The organism is Streptomyces aurantiaciflavus (genome assembly GCF_049808595.1).
GTDB lineage: Bacteria > Actinomycetota > Actinomycetes > Streptomycetales > Streptomycetaceae > Streptomyces.
On record NZ_JBNCAQ010000030.1, the window covers coordinates 91,664 to 110,230 of the forward strand.

The 18,567-nt window shown below is 72.3% G+C and carries 15 protein-coding genes; 7 read left to right on the forward strand and 8 right to left on the reverse strand.

Annotated features, from left to right (window positions below):
* The first annotated feature begins 574 nt into the window (after positions 1–574).
* The 3 genes from ACPT94_RS30640 to ACPT94_RS30650 all read left to right on the forward strand — a co-directional run bounded on the left by ACPT94_RS30640 (position 575) and on the right by ACPT94_RS30650 (position 4,824).
* Positions 575–2,839, forward strand: coding sequence for an MMPL family transporter (locus ACPT94_RS30640; protein ID WP_425247322.1), 2,265 nt, complete (start codon positions 575–577; stop codon positions 2,837–2,839).
* A gap of 111 nt (positions 2,840–2,950) precedes the next feature.
* Positions 2,951–4,144 (forward strand): sensor histidine kinase, encoded by a 1,194-nt coding sequence (locus tag ACPT94_RS30645; RefSeq protein WP_425247323.1) that lies wholly within the window; start codon positions 2,951–2,953, stop codon positions 4,142–4,144.
* Entirely contained in the window at positions 4,141–4,824 is a 684-nt protein-coding gene (locus ACPT94_RS30650) for a response regulator transcription factor (protein WP_425247324.1), read from the forward strand. Before ACPT94_RS30645 ends, ACPT94_RS30650 begins: the two co-directional genes overlap by 4 nt.
* Before the next feature lie 47 nt (positions 4,825–4,871).
* On the opposite strand, the gene ACPT94_RS30655 is transcribed toward ACPT94_RS30650, so the two are convergent.
* Complete coding sequence (locus tag ACPT94_RS30655) at positions 4,872–6,938, reverse strand: SpoIIE family protein phosphatase (RefSeq protein ID WP_360335817.1); 2,067 nt, start codon at positions 6,936–6,938, stop codon at positions 4,872–4,874.
* A gap of 198 nt (positions 6,939–7,136) precedes the next feature.
* Between ACPT94_RS30655 and ACPT94_RS30660 the strand changes: the two genes are divergently transcribed.
* The gene (locus ACPT94_RS30660) at positions 7,137–9,605 is read left to right on the forward strand and encodes a SpoIIE family protein phosphatase (protein ID WP_360335815.1); all 2,469 of its coding nucleotides are present in this window, start codon (positions 7,137–7,139) and stop codon (positions 9,603–9,605) included.
* A 4-nt stretch (positions 9,606–9,609) separates the two neighbouring features.
* On the opposite strand, the gene ACPT94_RS30665 is transcribed toward ACPT94_RS30660, so the two are convergent.
* Both ACPT94_RS30665 and ACPT94_RS30670 read right to left on the reverse strand, forming a co-directional pair.
* Entirely contained in the window at positions 9,610–10,095 is a 486-nt protein-coding gene (locus tag ACPT94_RS30665) for an SRPBCC family protein (protein WP_360335813.1), read from the reverse strand.
* Entirely contained in the window at positions 10,092–10,466 is a 375-nt protein-coding gene (locus ACPT94_RS30670) for an ArsR/SmtB family transcription factor (RefSeq protein ID WP_360335811.1), read from the reverse strand. The genes ACPT94_RS30665 and ACPT94_RS30670 overlap by 4 nt, the downstream gene beginning before the upstream one ends.
* Positions 10,467–10,723: 257 nt before the next feature.
* Here ACPT94_RS30670 and ACPT94_RS30675 point away from each other — a divergent pair, with 257 nt between their 5' ends.
* Positions 10,724–11,542, forward strand: coding sequence for a matrixin family metalloprotease (locus ACPT94_RS30675; protein ID WP_360335809.1), 819 nt, complete (start codon positions 10,724–10,726; stop codon positions 11,540–11,542).
* Between the two features lie 139 nt (positions 11,543–11,681).
* Here ACPT94_RS30675 and ACPT94_RS30680 read toward each other — a convergent pair whose 3' ends face one another.
* Complete coding sequence (locus ACPT94_RS30680; RefSeq protein ID WP_360335807.1) at positions 11,682–11,939, reverse strand: DUF1876 domain-containing protein; 258 nt, start codon at positions 11,937–11,939, stop codon at positions 11,682–11,684.
* A gap of 153 nt (positions 11,940–12,092) precedes the next feature.
* The gene (locus ACPT94_RS30685; RefSeq protein WP_360335805.1) at positions 12,093–12,665 is read right to left on the reverse strand and encodes an AMIN-like domain-containing (lipo)protein; all 573 of its coding nucleotides are present in this window, start codon (positions 12,663–12,665) and stop codon (positions 12,093–12,095) included.
* Positions 12,666–12,882: 217 nt separating this feature from the next.
* Between ACPT94_RS30685 and ACPT94_RS30690 the strand changes: the two genes are divergently transcribed.
* Entirely contained in the window at positions 12,883–13,557 is a 675-nt protein-coding gene (locus tag ACPT94_RS30690; RefSeq protein ID WP_425247325.1) for an expansin EXLX1 family cellulose-binding protein, read from the forward strand.
* Positions 13,558–13,678: 121 nt separating this feature from the next.
* On the forward strand, positions 13,679–15,409 hold the full coding sequence (locus ACPT94_RS30695) for a hypothetical protein (protein ID WP_360335801.1): 1,731 nt from the start codon (positions 13,679–13,681) through the stop codon (positions 15,407–15,409).
* Between the two features lie 76 nt (positions 15,410–15,485).
* On the opposite strand, the gene ACPT94_RS30700 is transcribed toward ACPT94_RS30695, so the two are convergent.
* From ACPT94_RS30700 to ACPT94_RS30710, 3 genes are all read right to left on the reverse strand, one after another.
* A complete protein-coding gene (locus tag ACPT94_RS30700; protein WP_360335799.1) occupies positions 15,486–16,127 on the reverse strand; it encodes a cutinase family protein in 642 nt (213 codons plus the stop codon).
* A 140-nt stretch (positions 16,128–16,267) separates the two neighbouring features.
* Positions 16,268–17,497 (reverse strand): PucR family transcriptional regulator, encoded by a 1,230-nt coding sequence (locus ACPT94_RS30705; protein ID WP_425247326.1) that lies wholly within the window; start codon positions 17,495–17,497, stop codon positions 16,268–16,270.
* 122 nt (positions 17,498–17,619) lie between these two features.
* Positions 17,620–18,558, reverse strand: a complete 939-nt coding sequence (locus tag ACPT94_RS30710; protein WP_425247327.1) for an alpha/beta hydrolase — start codon at positions 18,556–18,558, stop codon at positions 17,620–17,622.
* Positions 18,559–18,567 lie beyond the last annotated feature (9 nt).

The window sequence follows — 18,567 nt, forward strand, 5'->3', positions numbered from 1 at the left end:
ACGCAGGCCTTGTCGTGTCCGCTCGGGCCGGGCGGGACGGACTCGTCGCCCATCCCGTGGGGCGGACAGGCGGCATGGGCCGGATTCATCGGGAACCTCGATCGCACCAGCGGGCGGCAGTCGGAACGCAGAAGCATGCCCCCAGTCTTTTCCGCGGTGCGGCGCGCCGCACCCCGTGGCGGTCTCCCCCGAAAGGCGCAACGGGCCCACCTCGGACGCCATCTGACGACCCCTTGGAAACGAAGCGAAGGCCCGTCTCTCGCGTCCCCGCGCAGATGCCCCGCACCGCCGAGCCGTGCGACGCCGCCCCCTGGTCCCGGGCGCCGTGGCCGGTCCACGCCACTCTTGCCGGTGAGCGCCTCGCGGCGTTTGGGGGAGTCGGGCACGAGCCCTGCAAACGGACGGGCCCGTGCTCCCCACGGAGTACGCGGTGCTCCTCCTGGAGGAGGACAGGAGCGCGCCGGTTCGTGCGTCGGCACCAAGCGGGAGTGCCAGCACGAGCACGATGCCTCGGCGCACCCTCTCCCGCCAGGCTGGTGATCCACCCCGACCCAGACCTGGAGATCCGTTTCTCGTGGCTACCTTGCTCTACCGGATCGGCCGGACGGCCTTTCGACGGCGTTGGCTCGTGGCGTTGTTGTGGGCAGTGATCCTCGGCGCGGTCGGTCTCGGCGCCGCCAAGGCTCCCGCCGCCTCCGACGACGGCACCTCCTTCATGCCGGGCATCGAGGCGCAGCAGGCCTTCGACCTGATCGGAGAACGTTTCCCCGGCTCGGACGCCAACGGCGCCAACGCGCGGATCGTGTTCGTCGCACCCGACGGCGAGAAGGTGACCGCGCCCGCCAACCGCGCCGCCATCGACACGCTCGTGGCCGAGGCCGCCGACGAACCGCGGGTCGCCGGTGCCGCGAACCCGTTCACGGCGGGCGCGGTCAGCAAGGACGGCTCCACCGCCTACGTCACGGTGAACTACCGGGTCAAGGCCGACGATCTCACCGACACCGACAAAGCCGCTCTGGAGAAGGCCATCGACGAGGCCCGCGCCTCCGGCCTCACGGTCGAGGTCGGCGGCACCGCACTCGCCACGCAACCCGCGGCGGGCGGCTCGTCCGAGGTCATCGGCATCGCCCTCGCCGCCGTCGTCCTGCTGATCACCTTCGGATCCCTCGCGGCAGCCGGCCTTCCCCTGCTCACCGCCGTCATCGGCGTCGCGATCAGCATGGCCTCCATCATCGCCCTCGGCAGCGCCTTCGGCCTGTCCCTGACCACCGGGACGCTCGCCACGATGCTGGGACTCGCGGTGGGCATCGACTACGCCCTGTTCGTGGTCTCCCGCTACCGGGAGGAGCGCGCCGACGGCCATGCTCCGCACGAGGCGGCCGGTGTCGCCGTCGGCACGGCCGGCTCCGCCGTGGTCTTCGCCGGCCTCACCGTCGTCATCGCACTGGCCGGCCTGTCCGTGATCGGCGTTCCGATGCTGACCAAGATGGGCCTGTGCGCCGCGGGCGCCGTGGTCGTCGCCGTCCTGATCGCCCTCACCCTGGTCCCCGCGCTGCTCGGCATGTGGCCGAACGCCGTGCTCTCCCGAGCCACGCGCAAGCGCGGCCGCGCCGTCACCGTCACGGACACGACCGCCGCGGCGGCCGCAGAGGGTCCGGCGACCGGCGACGCGGACAACGGCGGGTCCCGGTGGGCGCGGTTCGTGCTGCGCCGCCCGGTCGCCGTACTGGCGGCGTGTGTCGCAGGGCTGGGCGTCCTGGCCCTGCCCGCCGCGCAGCTGGAGATGGGCATGCCGGGCGCCGAGTCCAAGCCTGTCTCGTCGACGGAGCGACGCGCCTACGACGCCCTCGCGGACGGCTTCGGCGCGGGCTTCAACGGGCCGCTGACGATCGTGGCGGACGTCAGGGGCGCGGACGATCCGAAGGCGGCCGCGCGGGAGATCGCCCAGGAGATCGGCGCGACCCGCGGGGTCGTGTCCGTCTCCCCGGCGCAGTTCAACAAGGCCGGCGACACCGCGTTGTTCTCGGCGGTTCCGGCCACCGGCCCGAACGACGAGGACACCAAGGACGTCGTCAGGACCATCCGCTCGGAACGCCCGGGCATCGAGCGGGAGACCGGAGCGACGTTCGAGGTCACCGGCAGCACCGCGATGAACATCGACATCGCGCAGGCCCTCCAGGACGCGCTCGTGCCCTACCTGGCCGTCATTCTCGGCCTGGCCCTGATCCTGTTGCTGGTGGTCTTCCGTTCCGTGCTCGTGCCCGTCAAGGCGGCCTTCGGCTTCCTGCTGTCGGTGCTGGCCGCCCTCGGCGCGGTCGTGGCGGTCTTCCAGTGGGGCTGGGGCGCGGGACTGCTGGGCGTGGAGCAGGCCGGTCCGATCATGAGTCTGATGCCGATCTTCCTGGTGGGCATCGTCTTCGGCCTGGCGATGGACTACGAGGTGTTCCTGGTGGCCCGTATGCGGGAGGCGTACGTCCACGGCGACCGGGCCCCCCAGGCGGTCGTCACCGGCTTCCGGCACAGCGCCCGGGTGGTCGCCGCCGCCGCGGTGATCATGATCGCGGTCTTCTCCGGCTTCATCGGCTCCGGCGAGTCGATGATCAAGACCATCGGCTTCGGTCTCGCGGTCGCGGTGCTGTTCGACGCCTTCGTGGTGCGCATGGCCCTGGTGCCCGCGGTGCTGGCCCTGCTCGGCGACAGGGCGTGGTGGCTGCCCCGGTGGCTCGACCTGCTGCTGCCCCGCGTCGACGTCGAGGGCGCCGGGCTCGCCGCGCCGCCGGTGCACGACGCCGGACGGGCGGGCGGCGAGCCCGCACCGCAGGAACCGGCCCGCATCTGAGGCTCGTACCGCAGGTGGTCCGCGCATCGCGGGGCCGCGACGCCGGACACCGCGGCGCCGCGGCCCGGCGGTGTGTGAGTATGTCTGCCTTTGAACCAACCTCGGAGTGTGATGAGCACAAGCCGGCAGCGCCGGGCAGTGACCCGTCCGAAGGCCGTCGAGGCCTGGACGGTGGTCCTGCTGTCCACGTTCACCCTCTTCGGCGTCCTCACCACCCGGGCGGTCATGTCCGGGACGCCGGCCCTGTGGCCCGGCGTCGCCCTGTCCGCCGTCGCCTGTGCCGCACTGCACCGACGCCGCGACCGCCCCCTTCAAGTCCTCGCCGTCACCCTGCTGTGCACGATGGCTCAGGGCGCCCTCGGCTACCTCCTCACGCCGCTCCTGATGGGACCGCTCCTGCTCGCGCAGTACTCCACGAGCGTGCGGTCCCCTCGCCGCACCACCTGGAGCAGCGCGCTGACGGCCGCCGCCGGCATGGTCGTCAGCGTCCTGTTCGTGCCCTCGTTCCACGACTCACCGGTCCTCGCCATGGTCAACCCGGCAGCCTGGGTCCTGCTGTCGGCGGCCCTCGGCGCCTACGTCCGGGAACGCCGGGAGTACGCGGCGGCCCGGGCCGAGCACGCCGACCGCCGACGGGAGGAAGAGGCACGGCACCGGGTGATGCAGGAACGCATGCGCATCGCACGGGAACTGCACGACGTGGTCGCCCACCACCTGACCCTGGCCGACGCCCAGGCAGGCACCGCGGCCCATCTCGCACGGACCGACCCCGGCAAGGCCTTCGAGATCATCGGCAGACTGCCGGAGACGACGGCCGCGGCCCTGCGCGAGCTCAAGGCCACCGTGGGACTGCTGCGCCAGGACACCGACCCCGCGGACGACCTGGCCCCCGCCCCGGGACTGGGGCAGCTGCCCGACCTGGTCGACGCCTGCTCGGCGGCCGGCCTGGAGGTGGCCGTCACCGCCGAGGGAGAGCCGCGCGAGCTCACCCCCGTCCTCGACCTGACGGCCTACCGGGTCATCCAGGAAGCACTCACCAACGTCAGCAAGCACGCCGCCACCCGCACCGCACAGGTCGAGCTCGCCTACACACGCCGCCACCTGACCCTGACCGTCACCAACGACACCGCCCCCGGCCGCCCCACGGCCGCATCCGCCGCCGGAGGCGGCTTCGGCCTGGTCGGCATGCGCGAGCGCGCCACGGCCGTCGGCGGCACCTTCCACGCCGGCCACCGTGCGCAGGGCGGCTTCGAGGTCATCTGCGCCCTTCCGCTCCCCAGCCCCGACGAAAGCCCCGTCCCATGACCATCCGCGTCCTGCTCGCCGACGACCAGGCCCTGCTCCGGGCCACCTTCCGCATCCTCATCGACTCGGTCGCGGACCTGACCGTGGTCGCCGAGGCCGCCGACGGACAGGAAGCCGTCGACCTCGCCGCGACGCACCGGCCCGACGTGGTCATCATGGACATCCGCATGCCGAACGTCGACGGCGTGACGGCCACCGCCGCGATCTGCTCCCGACCGGAACTGTCGGAAACCCACATCCTGATCCTCACCACCTTCGAGAACGACGAGAACGTCGCCCGGGCCCTGCGTGCCGGCGCGAGCGGCTTCCTCGGCAAGGGCGTCAGCCCCGACGTCCTGCTGTCGAGCATCCGCACCGTCGCGGCCGGCGACTCCCTCCTCTCACCGGTCGCCACCCGGGCGCTCATCACCCGCTTCCTGGCCACCCCGGACACCGACGACCTCCTCGCGCTCACCGACGTCCTCAACGCCCTGACCGAACGCGAACGGGAGGTCATGACCCTGGCCGCGCACGGCATGTCCAACGCCGAGATCGCCGACCGGCTCGTCCTGAGCCCGCTGACCGTACGCAGTCACATCCAACGGGCCATGACCAAACTCCACGCCCGTGACCGCGCCCAACTCGTCGTCATCGCCTACCAGAGCGGCCTGGTCACCCCGCACCCGCCTGCCCGCGGCTGAATCCGCCTCGCCGCCCCCCGGCCCGTGGCGCGCCGGGCGTAGCGGGCCTACCGGGCCCGGGCGACCAGCAGGGCCACGTCGTCGTGGTCGTCGGGGTGGCGCAGGCCGTACAGCAGGAGGTCGCAGACTTCCTCGAGGGGACGGCCGGGTTCGTCCAGGAAGCCGAGGAGGGCGGACAGGCGGTCGTCGATGGGATGGTGCCGGGTTTCCACCAGGCCGTCGGTGTAGAGGACCAGCAGATCGCCGGGGTCGAGGTGGGCCGTGGTCGTCTCGAAGGGGATGCCGCCGACGCCCAGCGGGGCCCCGGTGGGCAGGTCGAGCAGCGTGGGGGCCTTGCCGGGGCCGGCCAGTGCGGGCGGCATGTGGCCCGCGTTGGCGATGCGGCACCGCCCGGTGCGGGGGTCGTACACGGCGTAGAGGCAGGTGACGATGTAGTGCTCCAGATCGCAGGTGATCTTGTCCAGATGCTGGAGCACGGCGCCGGGTTCGAGGTCGAGGTCCGCGTAGGCGCAGGTGGCGGTGCGCAGCCGGCCCATGGTGGCGGCGGCGTCGATGCCGTTGCCCATGACGTCTCCGACGATCAGGGCGGTCTTGTCGTCGGACAGCGGGATCACGTCGTACCAGTCGCCGCCGACCTCACTGGTGGCCTGGGCGGGCTGGTAGCGGGAGGCGAGTTCGAGGCCGGTGTGCCGGGGCGGGTGGTTCGGCAGCAGACTGCGCTGCAGGGTGAGGGCGGTGTTGCGCACGCTCTGGAACCAACGGGCGTTGTCGATGGCCACGGCGGCGCGGCCGGCCAGCTCACTGGCGAGGACGACGTCGTCCTCGTCGAACGGGAGCGGGTTGCGGGTGCGCTTGAGGTCGAGGGCGCCGAGCACCTCACCGTGCGCGATCAACGGCACGGCGAGGTACGAGTGGACGCCGGCGCGGGCCAGCAGTGAGCCGGCCTCGGCGTCCCGGGCGATGCGGGGGATGTCCTGGGCGCGGACGTGGCGCACCAGGACCGGCCGCCCGGTGTGCACGCTCAGCGTGACCAGACGGTCACCCTCGTAGGCCGCGAGGTCACCAGGGGGGTCGGCGGCGCGCAGGGCCACGGTGGGGTGGGCCGCCTTGAGCGCGAGGGCGCGGAAAAGCTCCGGGCCGTTGTCCGGTCTGCGCGAGCGCCGGCAGGCCAGGGCGGAGTCGAGGACGTCCACGGCGACCACGTCGGCGAGCTGGGGGACGGCGATCTCGGCCAGTTCGCGGGCGGTCTGCTCCACCTCCAGCGAGGTGCCGACGTGGGTGGAGGCCTCGGCGATGAGGGCGAGCCGTCGCCGGGCCCGGTCGGCCTCCGCGGCCGCGCGGTGCCGTTCGGTGACGTCGACGACCGAGGTGGCCGCGCCGAGCACCCGCCCGCCGGGGTCCTCCAGCCGGTAGAAGGAGAGGGACCAGGCGTGCTCGTGGCCGGGGTCGGTCGGCGGGCGGCCCACGTGGTACTGGTCGAGCAGCGGGGTGCCGGTGGTGAGCACCTGACGCAGCGCGGACTCGATGGTGTCGACGTCGGGGAGGGACAGGGTCTCCCGGAGGCGACGGCCGACGTGCTCCTCGGCGGGGATGCCGTCGATCCGCTCCAGTGCCGGATTGACCAGGAGGTACCGCAGATCCGGGTCCAGGAGGGCCAGGCCGATCGGGGACTGGTTGATCAGCCGCTCGCACAGGGCCAGGTCGGTCTCGACGCGCTGGAGCAGGGTGTGGTCGGCCGCGATGCCCAGGGCGTAGACGTCCCCGAGATCGTCCTGCAGCCGCATGTTGCGGAACTCCATCAGGCGGCTGCTGCCGTCCTTGTGCCGGATGGGGAAGGCGCCGGCCCAGCTCCGGCCGGTCTCCAGCACCTCCGCGAACAGCTTCACCACGGCCTGCAGGTGCTCGGGGTGGATGAACAGCCGCGCCGCGTACGTGCCGAGGGCCTCCTGCGCGGTGTAACCGAAGAGCTCCTCCGCCTGCGGGGTCCAGAACACGATGCGTCCGTCGGCGTCGACGACCACCGCGGACACGCTCAGGACGTCCAGCAGACCGGTGGGCGGGGGCGCCCCGGAGCCGTACGCGTCACCGTCGGCCCGGAAGGGTTCGGCCGTCATCCCAGATCCACCTCCACCGTGCGGCAGGAGGTGGCGACACCTGTCGGCATCGCCGCACCACCTGGGTTCCCGAGCATCGGCGTTTCCATGCCGTCCGGGCCCGGGGAGTCCGTGGGCGGGGGGTTTCCGCAGGGTGCCGTCGGCGCCGTGCACATCGGGCGGACAAGCAGGAACATGGTCGTGTAGAGGATGGCACCCATGGATTCTGCGGATTCTGCGCGAGACGCGGCCGGCGGCCGGACGCCCGAGGAACCGAGCGACCACCTTGACGCGTCCACCGACGCGGCGGCGGTCGTGTCCGCGGACGGCGTCGTGCTCGGCTGGACCCGGGGCGCCGAAGCACTGCTCGGCCACCCCGCGTCGGACGTGGTCGGCGGCCCCGCCGCGCGTCTGGTGGCGATGCCCGGCGACCCGTCCCGGGTGGCGGCCATCGCGGCGCGGTGCCGCGCGGGCAGGGGCTGGAGCGGACTCATCTGCGTACGGCACCGCGACGGCCGCCCCGTCGACGTCGACCTGCGGGTTTCCGCGTCCTTCCACATCGGCGGCGACGAGTGCTTCCTGCTCTCCGCGCGCACCCAGAGCCCGCAGTGGGCGGTGGGCCAGTCGGTCATCGACGGGTTCCTGACCCGCTCCCCGGTCGGAATGGCCGTGATGGACCTGGACCTGCGCTACGTGTGGATGAACGACACGCTGGAACGCTTCGGCGGTGTGCCCAGGGCGGAGCGGCTGGGGCGCCGGCTCAGCGAGCTGCTGCCCGGGTTGCAGGCGACCACCATCGAGGGGCTGATGCGCAAGGTCGTGGACACCGGGGTTCCGATCACCGACTACGAGTACGTGGGGTGGAGCTGGGCCGATCCGCACCGCCGGCACGCCTACTCCACGTCCTTCTTCCCCCTGACGGGCGCCGACAACTCCGTCACCGGGGTCTGCTACATGGTCCTGGACGTCACCGAGCGGTGGAACGCCCGCAGGCTGCTGTCGCTGGTCAACGAGGCCGGGGCCAGCGTCGGCACGACCCTGGACGTGATGCGGACGGCTCAGGAGCTCGCCGACTTCGCCGTGCCCCGCTTCGCGGACTTCGTCATCGTCGACCTCCTGGAGCCCGTGCTCAGCAACGAGGGGCACGGCGCGTGGCTGACGGACGCGGGTCCGGCACCCGTCAAGCCGGAGATGCGCCGCGCCGGGATGAGCTCGGTGCGCGAGGGCTGCCCGGAGGCCGTGGCACGGATCGGCGACAGGGTGGACTTCATCCCTCCGCCGCACGACGCGAAACTCCTCATCGAGGGCGAGCCGGTCCTCATCCCGGTCCTCGATCCGTCCGACGCTCTGTGGTCCGCCGAACACCCCGAGAGAGCGGAGAGCATACGCGAGTTCGGACTGCACTCCCTCATCTCGGTACCGATGCGGGCGCGGAACACCGCCCTGGGCCTCACCACGTTCATACGGTCCCTCAATCCCGTCGCGTTCCAGCCCGACGACGTCCTGCTGGCCCGGGAGCTGGTGGCGCGAGCGGCGCTGTGCGTCGACAACGCCCGCCGCTACACCCGGGAACACGCGGCGGCGGTCACCCTGCAACGCAGTCTGCTGCCGCACGCCCTGACGGGCGGAACGGCCCTGGAGGTGGCCTCCTCCTACCTGCCGGCGGACCCCACGGACGGGGTGGGGGGCGACTGGTTCGACGTGATCCCCCTGTCCGGGGCCCGGGTGGGCCTCGCGGTCGGCGACGTGGTGGGGCACGGCATCGCCGCGGCGGCGACCATGGGCCGGCTGCGCACCGCGGTGCAGACCCTCGCCGACATGGAGATGCCTCCCGACGAACTGCTGGCTCACCTCGACGACCTCGTGCTGCGGCTGAGCGCGGAGATCGAGGAGGCGGCGGCCCCGCAGAGCACGACCGCGTTCCTCGGGGCGACCTGCCTGTACGCCGTCTACGACCCGGTCACCAGGCGGTGCACGATGGCCCGCTCAGGACACCCGCCCCCCGTCGTGGTCACTCCCGACGGGCGCGTGTCCTTCCCCGAGCCCCCGGCCGGGCCGCCGCTCGGGCTGGGCGGGATGGCGTTCGAGGCCGCCGAGATCGAGCTGGCCGAGAACAGCCTCATCGGTCTCTACACCGACGGTCTCATCGAGGGAGCCGACCGCGACATGGCGTTGGGCATGTCCCGGCTCGGTGAGGTGCTGGCCCGTTCCGACGCCGACCTCGCGACGCTGTGCACGTCGGCGGTGCAGCAGCTCGTGCCCGTCCCGCAACCCGACGACATCGCCCTGCTCCTGGCCCGCACACACTCCCTGGGCGCCGACCACGTCGTCTCCTGGGACGTGCCCGTGGACCCGGCCGCCGTCGCCGACGTCCGGGCCCGGGCGACGCGCCAGGTCGAGGCCTGGGGGCTGGGGGAGCTGGCCATGACGTCGGAGCTCATCGTGAGCGAGCTGGTCACCAACGCCGTCCGCTACGCCGCACCGCCCATCCGGCTGCGACTGATCCGCGACGCCCGCCTGACCTGCGAGGTCGCCGACTCCAGCAGCACGGCCCCCCGGCTGAGACACGCCCGGAGCACGGACGAGGGGGGCCGCGGCCTCTTCCTGGTCGCCCAGCTCGCCCACCGGTGGGGAGCCCGGTACACGGGCGACGGAAAGATCATCTGGGCGGAGCAGGAGATCCCGTGACCGTTCAGCCGACGAGGAGGCCGTCCATCTGGCCGACCGCCTGCCTCATCCCCTCCTCCATGCCCATCGTCACCAGCTGGTCCATCTGCTCCCGGGTGTCGAAGGCGGAGCGGATCTCCATACGGGTGCCTTCTCCGTCCCGGGTCAGCCGTACGTGCACGGTGGTGACCGGCATGGCGGGGTTCGGGACGCCCTCCTCGTCGGCGAAGCCGTCGGTGAACTCCAGCGACGTGGGCGGGGCGACCGACGTCACGCGCCACCAGCCGCGGTGTTTGTCGCCCTCGGGGCCCGTCATGAAGTAGGTGACCTCGCCGCCGGGGGCGAGGTCGTGGTTCTCGACCGTCGCCGGGTAGGTCGGCGGTCCCCACCAACGCTCCAGCCGCCGGGGGTCGGCCCACAGCTGCCACACCTCGTCGACCGGGGCGGCGAAGTCGGCGATCACGGTGAGGGTGAGGCTGTCGTAGTCCTTGTCCACGCTGGTCACGCTCATCTGCCCTGTCCTTCTCTCGGATCGTGCTCTTCCGTGCGGGGGTCCTGGGTCAGCAGGTCGGACATCCGCTCCACCCTGCCGCGCCACAGAGTCTCCAGTTCGTCGAGCGCCTGCCGGACCCGCGACACGGCCTCGGGCTCCGTGCGGACGAGCTGTTCCCGCCCCCGGCGGTGCTTGCTGACCAGTCCGGCCCGCTCCAGCACCGTCACGTGCTTCTGCACCGCGGCGAAGCTCATCGGGTAGGCGGCGGCCAGGTGGGACACCGACAGATCGCCGAGGCCACAGCGGCGGAGTATGTCCCGGCGCGTCGGGTCCGCCAAGGCGTGGAAGACCCGGTCCAGGCCGCTGTCACTCTCCTCATCTACAACCATTTGGTTGTACGTTAGCCCGCCGCGTGCCCCTTGTAAACCGCTCGGGTGCCGTCGCGCGTCTTGTCATGGCATCGACACACCTCTAGCTTGCTTGTCGTGAACACGCCCGACGGTTGACCGCGTCGGGTCGGGGGGCGGGGGAATCGGGGGCCGGAACGGATCCCTTCTGGCGGCGACGCCGCCCTGTCGGCTGACCTCATTTCCCCTCCCTGCTCAGTGCGCCATCGACCACCACCGAGCAAGGGAGAGAACTCCGCATGAACCGTCTGTCGAGACACAGGACCACCGGCTGGGCGCTGACCGTGCTCACCGTCCTCGCCGTGAGCCTGGGGATACCGGCCCAGGCCACCGCCGCACCCGGCTCCGAGGCCGCGTCCACCTACCGGGCCGCGCCCGCGGCGCAGGCCGACGCGACCGGCGACGTCCAAGCGGTCAGGCAGAACGCCGACGGCACCACGTCCGTCACCGTCTATCGGCCGGCCCCGGGGGTCAGCGCCGACGCGCTGGCCAAGAAGCTCAAGGCCAAGGGGGTGCGGGGCGTCCAGGCGCCCACGTCGGGTGACATGACGACACGCGCCCTGCCCTGCTCGTACGGCACGGCCCGCACGATGGAGTGTTCGCCCGTCCGGTGGGCGCACAACGGCTTCGCCGACCCGCAGGTGTACTTCCTCGACCACACGTCCTCGGCCTGGCCGATGACCGCCGTGGTCCCGAAGTGGCACGAGTCGGTGGGCATCGACTCCTACTACCGCTGGTACACCGACGGCTGCCCCGGCGGCGGGCGCCACTGCGCGCACGTCTACAACAGCAACTACGGCAACACCGGCTGGACGGGGCAGACGTCCTACTCGTACAACTCCGACCGCTACCTCGTCGACGGCAGCGTCTCCATGCAGCTGAACGACTACTACGGCGGAAGCGCCGCCGAGCACCGCAACACCGCCTGCCACGAGGCGGGGCACGTGCTCGGGCTGGGCCACGGCACGTCCACGTCGAGCTGCATGTACAGCTCGCGCACCTCGACCACCGTGCCCAACGCGGACGACTTCGCGCTCCTGCCGCGCATCTATCCCTGACCTTCTGACGCGAGCTCCGCGGCACGTGCCGTGAGCGGAGCCCTCCGCGGCGCCGGGACGGACATGCCCGCCCTGGCGCCGTCGGCATGCCCGACGCGAGTCGGCGCCGACGGTGGTGCACGGGTTCAGGGGGACGCCGTCACGCTTCGACGGGGCCCGCCAGTTGCACGATGTCGTCGGAGGCGACGTCGTGCAGCCGGATGGCGAGGTCGTCCAGAGCGCGGCTGGCGGCGAGTTCGTCGCCGATCTCCGCGATGGGGCGGTCGAGCGGGTTGCGCCGGGCCGTGCCCTGGCCGGTGACCGTCGAGGTCTCGTCGGTGGTCAGCACGGCACGCGCGTGGGTGTCGTCGCCGTCCTCGGTGATGAAGATCTGCACGGTCCACTGTTTGGATTCCATCGCGATCACTTCCGTGCGGAGCGGGAGGCGAGGCTTCGGGACGGGCCTTCGCGGGCGGGACGTCCTTCCCGCCCTCTCCTCAGCGTGCGCCTCCGCACCGAGCAGGTCCAGGGCGGACGCTCTCCCGCCCCGCGACCTCCTTCATCCGGGGTGTCACCAGGTGTGCGCCACGTCCACCACGACGTGGTCGGCCAGGCGCAGCACCCGGAAGGGCAGCCGGGCCCGTACTCCGAGGCCGAACTGCGTCACGCCCTCGAAGCTGCCGGCGAACCGGGTGTCACGGAAGGTGCGGTAGCCGGTGAGGTCCACGCCCGGAAGGGGCTGGGCGACACGTCCGGGGTAGGTGGGGGTGCCGGTCTCGATGTCGTAGGCGGGAGCGTTCACCCGGACCTCGATGACGGCTCCGCCGCCGACGGGGATGGGGCGGCCGGAGCCGTCCTGGTGGAGCTGGTCGACGTACCCGACGGAGAAGCCGAGCTCGTCGACGGCCGCGCCGGGGACGTCGACGACGAACCGGTCGTAGCAGTCGTGGCGGCCGGTCCTGACGTTCTCCACCGGTGCCGACGTACCGGAGGGGTACGTCTTGTCGAGGCTGCCCCAGCCGGTGGGGCAGGCGGCGGCCCGCGTGGCCTGGGCCGGGGCGGTCGCCTCGGCGGGGACCGCGGCCACGCCCAGTGCCACGGTCATGAGGGCGGCGGTGGCCCAAACGGTTCTGTTGCGCACCATGATGTCCCCCAGAGGGTGTGTCCGATATCAGCTGAGACAGCCTGACCAGCCCGATGGTTGCACTGTTTTCCCGCCGAAGCGTGGTGTGACCGGTGCGGTGCCTCGACCTGGACCGGGCCGTTCGCCGAGTGGCTGTAATTGCACTTTCAACTGATCTTTCGAGGGTGTCAGGATCACGTCGCCCGAGCGCGACCCACCGTCCTCGAAAGGCACCCGCATGCGCAGCAGGCCCCTCACTCTCCTCGTCGGCGCCCTGGCCTGTTGGTGGGCGACGACGTCACCGGCACAGGCCGCGGTCCAGCCCGGTACCACGTACGCCGGTGAGGGCACCTTCTACGGCGCGACCGGCGTCGGGAACTGCCTCTACGACGCGACCGGCGACATCGGCATCGCGGCCCTCAACCACACCGACTACGAGAACTCCCGGATGTGCGGGGCGTATCTCCAGGTGAAGGGCCCCCGGGGTGAGATCACCGTGAAGATCGTCGACCGCTGCCCGGAGTGCAGGCCCGGGGACGTCGACCTCGGTGAGCGCGCCTTCGCCCGCATCGCCGATCCCGTGGCCGGCCGGGTGCCGATCACCTGGAAACTGGTCAGCCCGGACCTGAGCGGCCCCGTCGCCTACCGCTACAAGGAAGGCTCCTCGCAGTGGTGGTGCGGCATCCAGGTCCGCAACCACCGCAACCCCGTCGCCACCCTGGAAGTCCGCACCGGCTCCACCTGGCGTCAACTGCCGCGCCAGGACTACAACTACTTCGTCTCCGCGGACGGCGCCGGCTGCGGTTCCGACATCCGCGTCACGGACATCTACGGCGAGAGACTGACCGACACGGGCATCGCCATCACCCCGAACGTCGACCAGCCCGGCCGGGCCCAGTTCGTCAAGCGCTGACATCCGTCGAGCACCGCCGAGGCGCCGGCATTCGTCCCGCGCGGACAAAGCCACCGCCCCAGTGCTGCGTTCTTGTGAGCAACGCCCGACCGCGTGGTCCGCGCGGACCTACGGTCCGGCCATGAACACACGTCTCAGCAGAGGAAGAACCGCACAAGCCCTGCGCGGCGCCGCGCTCGCGCTGCTGCTGACCACCGGGACGCTCACCGCGGCCGCCCCGAACGCGCGGGCGGACGGCGGGAGGACCGAGACACCCGTGGCGTCGACGAGTCCGGTCGCCGGGGTGACCGAGTCGGTGGTGCGGGTGAAGGCGCCGTTACCGGCCTCCTTCGGGACCCGTCCGGCCGCGTGCGACTGGCTGTCGTACCTGCGCTACCGCGCCGCCGACGGGCCGGCGGCCTCCGCCGACGCCGACCGGATCCTCGTCGCCCAGCCGGGCATCCTGGAAGGGGCCGGAGCGTTCGACAGCGTCGCCCGCAACACGGTGGCGCGCGCCGCCGCACAGGGCCTGCACATCGAGTTCTGGGCCCTGGACCGGCGCTCCAACTGCCTGGAGGACCGCACCGGCATCGCCTCCGGCGACCAGCACACGGCCGTCGACTACTACTACCGCGGCAGACAGGTCGACGGCCGCGCCTTCGCCGGGTTCCTCGGCAACGACCGGCTGGGATGGATGGCGAAGCTCGGCATCGAGCAGACCGTCCGCGACCAGTACGACCTGCTCACCGCCGAGTTGCCCGACCAGGGCCTGCGCAAGCGGAAGGTGCTGTGCGGAGGCCACTCCCTGGGCGGCGTCGTCACGGGGTACTTCGCGGCCGCCGACTTCGACGGCGACCGCGCCACCACCGCCGACGCCGGGTACCGGCAGTGCGCCGGCTACTTCGCCCTCGACACCACCGTCTCCACCTCGCTCGCCGACCTCAGCGGCAGCATCCCGGACGACACCAACCTGCCCGACATCGGCCTCGGCTACGGCGCCGTGCAGGCCGGGCTCGACAGCGGGCTGCTGCCGCGCTCGCTGTCCGCGCCGGTCCTGCTCAACCCCGAGACGATGACCCTGCTGGCCATCGCCGGACTGGGCGCCGTACAAGATCCCGGAGCGGAGGCCGACCTGCCCCGCTATCTGCCCTCCAACCTCAACATCGAGGCCACCAACCGTTTCCTGTTCTCCGAGGACGCCGCGACCTTCCTCAGCGGCTCACCCGCGGTGAAGGACTTCCGGCTCACCAACGCCGCCGTGCTCGGAGCGCTGATGGACGACAACTCCGTGCCTCTGGCGTTCCTCCAGAGCAGCGTCGGCTTCTTCGACGGCGGGCCGATCGCCGACAAGAACTTCCCCGTCGCCAACGGCGGTTCGCAGCCGGCCGGGCTGTTCGGCACCGACTACAAGGCCATCCCGGACCGGCCCCACGGGCCGCTCTACACATGGCGCGATTACGACCGTGTCGGCGATCCCGACGACCCCGGGTACCGCTCGGCCGACGGGACGCCCTTCACGGGCGCCGGCAAGGAGGTCACCGACCTCCAGGAACTGGCCCGCAGCCTGGCCGAGCAACCGCTGGACTTCACCGAGCAGTACTTCCCGACCAAGCTGGTCACCGACCTCCAACTGGGCACCTCGCCCCAGGTGAAGAAGCTCGTCGCGCACCCTGACGGACTCACCGCCAACCCGACGCTCACCGTCCTGGCGGGCGACGGACTCCTCGCGGGCCGCATCCCGGCCGACCTGCACCCCGTGGTCGCCGACGGCTACCAGCACCTCGACGTGCTGACCGCGGCCCCCGAGCAGAACAACGGCCGGCCCGAGCCCGTCTCCACCCACCTCACGGAGTTCGCCCGGGCCCCCAGGTAGGCGCGCCCGGAACACAGGCAGGGCCCGGGAGCGATCCTCCCGGGCCCTGCCGTGTCCGTCGGTGAGACGGTACGGCTCAGACCTTGCCCGCGGCGAAGGTGGCCGCCGCGTCGGCGTCGGCGGTGTAGCCGAGATGCGCCAGCACGTCGTCTCCGCCGTTCTCGCAGATGGGGTCGCCCTGCGCGCAGAGGTCGAGGGTACGGCTCTGGTAGGTGCCGGTGACGCTCTTGCCGAGGGCCCGGATCGGGTTGCCGAACAGCAGCACCGCGGCGACCCTCGGTTCGAGAGCGGCCGGGACGGTGGCCACGATGGGGCTGCCGACGACCGCGCCGGCGCTGCTGATGCCGATGGAATTGTCGACGACGTTCGCGCCCTGCGAATACCCGACGAGCACGAAACGCTGATTCGGGCAGGCGGCCGCCTGGCTCTTGACGTGGTTCACCAGGTCCGCGTTGCCCTGCGCGGCCGACGTGAGGGAAAGGTCGGCCGGGTAGTTCACCTTGTAGCTGGACAGGGTTTTGCCCGTGATTTTCTTCTGCAGCGCGGAATACACGGGGTCGCCGACGATGAAACCGAGCGTGCCCGGCTCGAACGTGCCGCGGGCCGCGACAACGTCGATGTCCGTGCAGGCCGCAGCCGATGCCGCGGGTGCCGAGAGGGTGGCCAGTCCGGCCCCGCCGACCAGTGAGAGCGCGGCGAGACACAAGCGAATGCGCATGGGGATCCTTTGCGGGTGGGGCGCGTGAGCGCCTGCGGAAAAGGACGTCCCGAACGTATTCGTGTTTCCGGACCGGGTGTTATGGACGGGAATTCAGAAGCCCCCGCTTTTTTGTTGCCGAGGTGAGCGTGCGGAATGCGTCACGCGGAAAAGGTGCGGTGGTGCCGCAGTTCCCCGGCGCGCAGGGCCAGGATGAGGTCCAGGCGGGCGCCGGGGTCGTGCAGCGCGTCGCCGAACAGCTTCTCCAGCTGGCGCAGGCGGTAGCGGACCGTCTGTGGATGGACGTGCAGCCGTGTGGCGACGTCGGGCACGTTGCTGCCGCTGAGCAGCCACGCCAGCAGCGTCTCGGCGAGCCGGGCGCGCTGCCCCTCGGAGACCGCGTCCAGCGGCGCGAGGACACGCGCCTCCAACTGGGCCAGCAGCGGCTCGTCGCCGTGCAGCAGCAGGGTCGAGAGGTGGTCGGCGCACCGCACCACGCCCTGCCGGGGGAGGACGCCCCGGCCCATCAGCCCCAGGGCCCGGGTGGCCCAGTGCAGCGACCGGGCGGCCTCGGTGAGCGGGACCGTCGGGCCGATCGCCGCCGGACGGCCACGCAGGGCGAGGGCGAACGCCCGGCCGCCGAAGCGGCCGGAACCCTCAGGGTCGGGCACCAGCATCCGGGGCGGCCGGGACTCCATGTCCACCAGCGCACCCGCCGCCGCCAAGGGCCGGTCCTTCTCCCGCTGGTCCGCGCCGGCCGCGATCGCCACGACGGCGACCTGCCGCGGCACCGTCCACCGGGCACCGTGCGCCAAATCCTGCACAGCCTCCGGGGACACCGGCCCGTCGCCCAGCAGCAGGTCGAGCAGGCGCCTGCGGCGCCGTTCCAGCTCGTCCGTGCTGCGCAGCTGGGCCTCGGCGTAACCGGCCGCGGCCGCCTCGGCCACCTCGTGCACGGTCCGGAACGCCAGCTCGCCCAGCGCGGCCACGACCGCGGAGTCCAGCCCGAGCTCCTCCGCCGTACGGCCCATCAGCCGCCAGGCGTGCAGCCCACCCACGCGCAGCGCGGACTGCAACGCGTCCAGACTGCGGCCCTCCAGCGCCTCGCCCCGCCCGAGCTCGTAGTACGTCGCGGCGATCGCGTCCCCCCGGCCGCGCGGGTCGGCGATGTGGTCGACGAACAGGGTGAGCGCCTGGACGACTCCGGCTCTCAGATGCGCGCGGTACGTCCCGTCGGCCGGCCGCGCGTACTCCGGGACCTGCCGGCGCACCTCCTCCTCCACCTCGTCGGCGACGGCCTCGAGCTGCGCGCGCAGCAGCTTCGCCAGGTCGGGCGGCACCGGGGCGGCGCCGAGACCTTCCGGTACGCCGTGCGGGGTGGGGGCAGCCACGGCGGACCCTCCTTTCACCCGGAAGCGGCTCACCCGCGGGCCGTTGCCCGTGGGGCGAGGGGTAAGTCCTGTGTTGGACGGACGTCCCCTGCGCTCCGTTCCGTGCCCCGACGGCACCGACATCACTCCGGCACCCCCAGCGCACGGGCGAGCATCGGCCATGACGCGGTGAACTCCCGCTTCCAGTAGGCCCAGCTGTGTCCTCCTCCCGCGTAGTAGTGCGTGGTGACCGGGATGCGGAGCAGCGCGAGCGTGTCGGTGAAGCCGTGGGCGGAGGGCCACAGGGCGCTCTCCAGCGCCTCGGGGAGCCAGTCGCCGCTGCCACCGGCCACTCCGCTGCCGCTCGAGACGTACAGGGCGGTGCCGCGCAGCCCCGCGGCCCGGGCGCGCGGGTTGTGCTCGCGCCAGGTGAGGAGGTTCAGCACCGGGTTGCCCCACAGGGCCGACGGCAGCAGGTTCTCGCGGGCGACGATGGCGTCCACGATCGGCGGCACGCCCGGTGCCGTGGTGTCGAGGATGCCGCTGTAGGAGGCCGCCGCGGCGAACACGCCCGGATGGCGTGCCGCGTGCGCCATGGCGCCGTAGCCGCCGGTGGAGACCCCGGCGACGGCCCGCACGCCGGAGGCCCGGTACTGCCGGGCCAGCAGCGCCGGAACCTCCGTGAGCTGGAAGGTCTCGTAGTCGGGGCCGCTGCGCCAGGCCGTGGGGATGCCGGTGGGACCCGCGTCCGGCATCGCCACGATCAGGTCCCGGCCCTCGGTGATGGCCTCGACGTCCGTCTCCCGGGTCCAGGACGTGTAGTCGTCGTGCGCGCCGTGCAGCAGATACAGGACGGGGTAGGTCCGCCCCGGCTGGGTGTCGAAGCCCGACGGCAGGATCAGCCGTACCGGCGCGGTGCGGCCCAGGGCGGCCGAGGACACCGACACGTCGAGGGTGCGCGGCCCGAGCCGGGTCGCGGCCCGCGCGGTGGCGGCCCCGGCGCCGAACAGGGCGGTCAGCCCGGCGGTCGCCGCGGCTTTGGTGACGGTGCGCCGGGACACTCCGGCGGTGCGGTGGGACATGGCGGCTCC